This window comes from Phosphitispora fastidiosa (assembly GCF_019008365.1).
In the GTDB taxonomy this organism is placed as follows: domain Bacteria; phylum Bacillota; class Thermincolia; order Thermincolales; family UBA2595; genus Phosphitispora; species Phosphitispora fastidiosa.
The window spans coordinates 127,419-135,068 of record NZ_JAHHUL010000009.1; the positions used below are offsets into that span (position 1 = coordinate 127,419).

A 7,650-nucleotide genomic window follows, 5' to 3' on the forward strand; every position below is an offset into this window, starting at 1 on the left:
AAAAGCCGCATTTGAGGACGATATTACAGGAAAAAACAGTAAATTTGTTAAATACATTCAAGGATTTGGAAACTTTGGCATTTGCTAAAGAAATACTTTGAATTAGGTGTAAAGGGGAGAACTGCTAATGATTAAATGGGGAAGGCTTAACTTATATCAAAGAATTTTAAGCATTATTTTAAGCATTCTTATTGTATTTCCTGCTTATTTGTTTCCAATAACCAATGTTGGCTTAAGTAGTCCTGCTGAGGCGGAAGATGATGCGGCAGGCAACACAGGCACGAGCAGCAGTATAAGTGTGAAAGTACCTGCGAATATTGCTGTGACTAGCCCTGTGGATGGTAGTATAGTAAGTGGCGCTGTCTATACAATTACGGCCGGCAGTGACGAGCCTCTGTCAGGGGAGGTCACATTAGCCATCGATGAATCAACTAAGGACAGTGTATACCTCGCGCAACCGTCCACCGACATAACCTTTAACTATGTTTGGGATACCACACAGTATCCTGACGGCAGCAGCCATGAAATAGAGGTATCAGATTTTACGGCAGAAGGGAACGTTTATTCCTTAGGCAGCAGCACAGTAACTGTGAACAATAATGTGCCCATTAATATACCCATTGAAGAAGATATAACCCATGATGTAAGCTTATCTTTGACTTTGGAGGCTGACAGTGACCTTACACCTCCTGTTGTCAGCATTATTTCACCTTCTGAAGGAACTGTCACAGGCCCAACTGATATTATTGCCGAAGCCACCGATGAAGTTGGTGTTACCAATGTCGAATTTTATATTGATGATATTTTGGTTGGCGAGGACTTGGTGGCCCCTTACGTTTATGGCTGGGATACAACTGATTTAACGGGTACTTATGTTTTATCAGCCAAAGCATATGATGCCGCAGACAACATAGGTGTCAGCAATACGGTTTCCGTTAACTTTACATCATCATCAGGCTGGAGCCATACTGATACAACCTATGAAGATTGGCAGCAGGGCGCTTTGGAGAATGTGGCAGCTACTGCCGAAGGGGATCTGGAGTTAAATATAGTTCCTTTTCAGGATGACTTTTCTGAGGCCACGCTTAATCCGGCCTGGATCTGGGAAACTCCAAAAGCGGGGTCATCGTATTCATTGACAGCCAGACCGGATTGGTTCAGGTTATCCCTGCCCAATTCACCTCCATTCAACCACACAACTACGTTAGATGAAGCGCCCAAATTGAAACTGCCGGTATCTGACGGTGATTGGGTCCTGGAAACAAAATATAATTTATCAACATATCCTAATGGATACAGCTTCCATGCCGGTTTGCTCGTATATTTTGGCCAATATGACTGCTACTATTGGGGGCCATATAAAGGACTCAATCTGAAAGCGGCAAAAACCAGCATACCCACTATAGCTGATGCGGCGTTTACCAGTCCTAACGGTTTTCTCAGAATAAGAAAAACGGGAGATACTTATTACTTTGACTATAAAGTAAATGAGACCGATGAATGGATCAATGCAGGAAGTCATACCAATACAAATATTCCACAAAGTGTCGGTGTAATAGCGAAAACATGGTCCTACCTCCTTCGTGGTGTTAACCTTGATTGTGATTACATCAAATTTAATTATTTAGCCGGCTATAGGATTTCTCCTGTATTCGATATTTCATCAGCCACGATTGCTGGTAATTCAACAATTGCCTGGAATGCAACTTTGCCGGAGAATACAAGCCTGACTGTGGAAACCGATTTTTCCTTTGACGGAGGAGTTACCTGGTTAGGATGGCAGCCTGTAACGAATAATGGCAGCATCCCCGGCATCTCGGCAGGTACTGACCTAACTAACGGTGTGCTCAAATACCGGACAACTTTTACCACTGATGATATTAATCTTAAGCCACAACTACATGACCTTTCAGCGGCAATAACTTCACTGGACACAATCGAAGGACTTGATATTTCCATAGAAAACCCTGCCAACGGCTCTTATGTAAAAGGCATTCAGGAAGTCCGGGTAAATGCGGCCAGTGATTTGGGTATATCTAATATTGACTTATCTATTGATGATACTCCGGTTGATTCGGGTACAACCAGTCCCCTTATTTACAGTTGGAATACCGATAGTTGGGCTGAGGGTTACCATAATTTAAAGGCAACAGTGTATGATACCGCATATAATCACAGATCTACAAGTTCGATTGCTTTTGTTGACAGAAGCGCCCCCGTTATTGCAAATCCTAAAATAACCACAACCTCCACTAAAGCGGTAATAACATGGACAACCAATGAACCCGCCGACAGTCAGGTTGAATGGGGCAAGTACAACAGTTGGGGCAACTTCACACCACTGGACACCGCAATGGTTACAGATCATACCGTGGTTGTTGAGGGCCTCCAACCGGGTTCGTATTACAACTTCCGTATTCTGACCAAAGACCGGGGGGATAACCTGGCCACTTATTCCAAAACATTTGTAGGCACTCTTAAATTGGTTGCCCCATATGTCAGAGAGTGGTTGTTAAACGGGCCATATGAAAACACCCAGACATCGGTATTGGAAACCGATTATCTGAATGGTGAAGATCAGGTATTGCCTTCGGAACGCCAGGTACAGGGCGGACATACCTGGGCTAAGCTGGTCAGCACTACAGACAGTATAAATATCTCAAATATTTATTACACCGGTCAGTATGCCGCATATGCACATACATATGTTTATTCACCGGCACCACAGGATACCTTAATGTGGATAGGAGGGCAAGCCGGGTACAAAGTATGGCTAAATGGAAGCGTATGTGTTGACCGGGATAAAACTGCGGAGCAGGGATATACTTCTGAGTCTGTGGATGTTCACCTTAATGAAGGCTGGAACGGGCTGATGGTCAAGATGAGTGACCTTAACAGTATTTCCAAATTTGATGTCCGGTTTGCATTTGATGATGGTTCAGGAGTGCCGGGACTGGTTTACCAACTGGATAATCCTGCTGACGGGACACCCCCTGCCGATACTTTGGCGCCTACTCTTTCAGATATTACGGCGACACCTGCTTCGGGGTCTGCCACAATAAACTGGTCAACTCTGGATGAGGCCGGTGATTCCAAAATACTCTATGGTTTGACAGACGCTTATGGCAGTACATATTATGCGGCTGACAGGGTAATTAACCATTCTCCTGTTTTGACAGGCCTTGAAGCTGACAGAAGCTATCATTATCAAATAGTTTCCGAGGATGCATTTGGCAATCAATCTGTTTCGCAGGATTATACATTTACAACCTTGACCGGTGATGCACCATATATAAAAGCATTCTTGGTCAATGGCGCTTATTATAATAGTGATCCTTTGACTCGGTTAGCAACTGATTACATAGGAGGAGAGAGCCAGGCGGAACCCTGTGAGGGCGAGGGTACCGCCAGTGGAGGTGAAACCTGGACGGTTTTCTCCAGCGCCGGTGATTATGTTGATTTGGCTCCGGAATTTGGGACTGATCCCAATACGGTGGTTTATGCCAACCTATATATAACTAGTGGAGTTACCATCAACATTACTGATCATCAATTATGGTTAGGCAGTACCGGTGCAGTTAAGGCCTGGATGAACGATACTGTGGTACTGGATAAAGATGTTTCAAGACCACATGTTTTGGGTGAAGATAGGGTTAATCTGGTCATTAAACCGGGTCTGAACCGTCTTCTTTTAAAGCTGACTCCCGGAAACGACGGGCAATTCGGCTTTTCTGTAAGAATCGCCAGGGCAGATGGGTCAAGGTGGTTATATGTAGGTGACACAACCAACAAATACTACCAGATGTCTGATCCTCAGGTAATAAAACTGCCAACCGGTGAATGGGTGGAGGCATTTTGGGCATGGAAGCAGAGCACAAGTACCGGCAAAGGTATATATGTTAGGAGTTCGTACAATCAGAATAAGAGTTGGTATCCCAGCAGTATGGTTGCAAGTGATGCAATAGGGCCTTCAGTTACATGTACAGGCAGCAGTACCGTGCTGGCATATAAAAAAACAGTCAATAATATTTATCAGGCATTTGTACAGGTTTATTCCAGCAATACCGGCAGTTGGAGTGAACCTTTGGCGCTTACATCAGGGACTTCATCGGTCTACAGTGTACAGGCTTATACAGATAAGGAAAATAATCTGACTTATGTGTATTACTCGTATAACGATGGGTCTTTCTGGTATCGCACTTCAACGGACCTGGTTAACTGGGCTCCTGCTCAGCGTGTGGGGAGGGATGTAGGTTCAAGCAACAGTTATACAAAGCCGGAATTCGGCGTAATCAAAACAGAGGAAGGCCCATGGGCAATGGTCTGGTGGGAACCGACATCGGTTACTGAGGGATTGGCAGCGCCTAATTCTTATGACTGGCCGGTAGTAAAATTCTCTACCTCAAATGATTTGCAGCAATGGGAACAGCCCAAGGATGTAACCTTACCGTATTCTGAGCGTGTTTCATACGGTTATCCAGATTTAAGTCTCCTGGAAGACGAAGCAGGCACATTATTCATGTCATATACTGGCTTATATACTTTGGCATGGTACTCAGATGCATATTTTAAATTCAGCGGTGACGGCGGTAATACCTGGAGTGACAGGTATAATGTCAGCTTTACTCCAGGTGGGGGCAATACAAGGAAAAACACTACCTCCCTGGTTTCCGACGGGAGTGGTCAGGCTTATGCCTTTATTACAAATAATGATTTAAAAGGAATTCCCGGTGTCCCCATCCCATACCGTTACAACGGCCCGCTAACCTGGGAAGATAAACTTGGTTACCAGTCTTATGACGAAGGGGACGGGATTAATTCCGCTTCAGGTAACTACACGTATAACAACACAGATTTAACTATTCCCGGCCGGGGCATTCCCATTACGATTGACCGTTACTATAACTCCCTGGCTACGGCATCTGCAAGCCCCTTTGGGTATGGCTGGAGCTTCAACTATAACGCCATTGTGACAACAGATGTTTATGGCAACCCAACCGTCATCATGGGAAATGGCAGCAGGAACAGGTATACCAAACAGGCAAACGATTCTGATTTAAGTTACATTCCTTATCCCGGAGTTACCGGTAACTTGAAGAAAAACACCGATGGCAGCTGGCAGCTGATCCAGATGGACAGGAGTGTGCTGAATTTTAACAGCGCAGGCAAACTTATATCCCTGGTTGATGCAAATAGCAATACCACATCATTGACCTATAATTTGGAGGGCAGGCTGATCAGGGTAACTGACGCTGCCGGGCGGGCAATAGCATTTTCCTATAACACCGGCGGGTATATTGAGACAATCACCACAGATATTCCTGATTTCGATAACTGGGCAGTCAGCTACTCCTACACGGGAGATGACCTGACCGGATTCACTGAACCGGATGGCCATAACTGGATTTACCAGTATTATGACGGCAATCACAGAATCAGGGAAATTACTGACCCCAGGGGTAACCCTTATGTTCGCCTGACCTATGACGAAACGGGCAAAGTAATTGAGCAGCTCGATGCTGAAGGCCGGAATGTAGCTCTTACTTACCATCAGGGTAAAACCGATATCACAGATAATACCAGTCAGAAGACAAAATACTTTGATGAACAGCTAAACCTGCTTAAAATTGAGGATTTTGACGGGACAACTGAATTGGGGTACAACCTGATTGGGGAACTGGCAAACATCACCGACCCTAAGGGAAATACCACTCAATACTATTACGACCCCAATGGCATGTTATCTAAAGCAGTTGATGCCCAGGGGAATGCCAGCAGAACCAAACACAGCATTTACGGTGACGTGGTTTCCAGGGTGGATGCCGCAGGAACCCAGGTTAACAATATTTATGATGAACATGGGAATTTAAAAACATCCAATATGGGCGGGTCCATCACAACATATAACTATGACCAATACGGCCAATTAACCTCAGTGGCAAATGCCGAAAATAATTTGACGGAAATCACTTATGATCCAAATAACTACGGGTATGTGGAAAAAACCGTCACCAATTCTGTCTATGGCCTGTTTGAAGCCTCATATGACCCAATCGGAAGGATGCTGTTTAATAAGAGCGGCAGCGGGATTACCGGCTATAACTATTACCCCAACTCCATAAACGTAAGAACTGTTACAGATGGGCGAAACAATGTAAATGAATTTGAATATGATAACAATCACAACCTGACCAAAGAGATAAATGCTTTAGGCAAGGCAAAGGTTTATACCTATAACAGTCTCAACCTGTTAAAATCAGTGACTGATGAAGTATATAACACGGTATATTTTGATTATGACCTCTTTGGACGCCAGACCGTGGAAACAGATGCCTACGGAAACAGCAGCGCCAGGCAATATGATGACTACGGGAGGCTCCTTAGTGAGACCGACTACAATGGAAACACCACCACATATTCCTATGACTCTGCAGGGAACCTGAAAACGGTTACCGACCCTGAAGGCGGAGTTACCGAGATGTTCTATGATGAACTTAACCGGGTATACAGAGTCAAAGACCCCAATGGCAACTTTACGGAAATAACCTATGATGCGGTGGGGCAGGTTAAGTTATATAAGAACGGCGCAGGGAACACGGTGGAGTACACCTATGATGACTGGGGACGGACCACAGCCGTAAAGGACGGGAAAGGGAATGCGGTAAGCTATGCCTATGACCCATTGGGCCGGGTAAAGACTATCACTTATCCGGACACCTCTTATGTGGAATACGAATATGATGCCATTGGCAACGTACTGTCAGTCAGAGACCAACTGGGGAGAATCACACATTATAAGTATGACGAATACACCCGGTTGAAACAGGCCGCCGACCCGTTTGGGAATACTGTTGACATTACCTATGATACTGCCGGCAACAGGGATACAGTGACAGTTACTACCCCTGAAGGAAAGCAGTTCGTGACGGTCAATGCATATGATGCTCTAAACCGGCAGGTATCCCAGACAGAGATGCCGGGGAACCTGGTAACAACCATAGAATATAATGATAATCATACTGTTAAGGCAGTGCAAGACCCGAAACTGAACCGGACAGCATACACCTATGACAAACTGAACCGGTTAAAAACAGTCACAAATGCAGAAAATGACACGGTTGAGTTTGAATATGACAATGAAGGCAACAGGACAAGGATCATAGATGGTGAAGGGAAACCAACGACATTTATTTATGATAAAGCGAACCGGTTAACTGCAGTCCGGGATGCCGTATACATTACTAATCCTGCGGAACACGAAACCATCTATACATATGACCCCAACGGCAATCTCAAGACTGTCAGAAATGCGCGCGGCTATATAACTGTCTTTGACTATGACGGCGCCAACAGAGTGAAAACCGCAACCGATCCTCTGGGTCATATGACAAGCTATGAATATGATGTCAACGGTTTTGTCTACCGGGTTACAGATGCCAATAATGACACAATAAGCCTTGATTATGACCAGATGAACAGGGTGACCGGGGTAGCCTTCCCAGATGGCACAACCTTTGCTTATGGATATGATGCCGCCGGGAATCTGACTCAGATGGTTGACCCCACCGGAACTACAGATTATTATTATATTAACGGACGTCTGGATACGGCTTCATATTCCGGAAACGGAACTGAACTGAAATACCAGTA

Annotated in this window: 1 protein-coding gene; it reads left to right on the top strand. The window is 44.9% G+C overall.

Translation table 11 applies throughout. The annotated features are described in order from the left end of the window. Positions 1-127 precede the first annotated feature (127 nt). Positions 128-7,650, top strand: a 7,523-nt coding sequence (locus Ga0451573_RS10250) for an Ig-like domain-containing protein (protein WP_231683897.1), incomplete at its 3' end; no start/stop codon positions are given.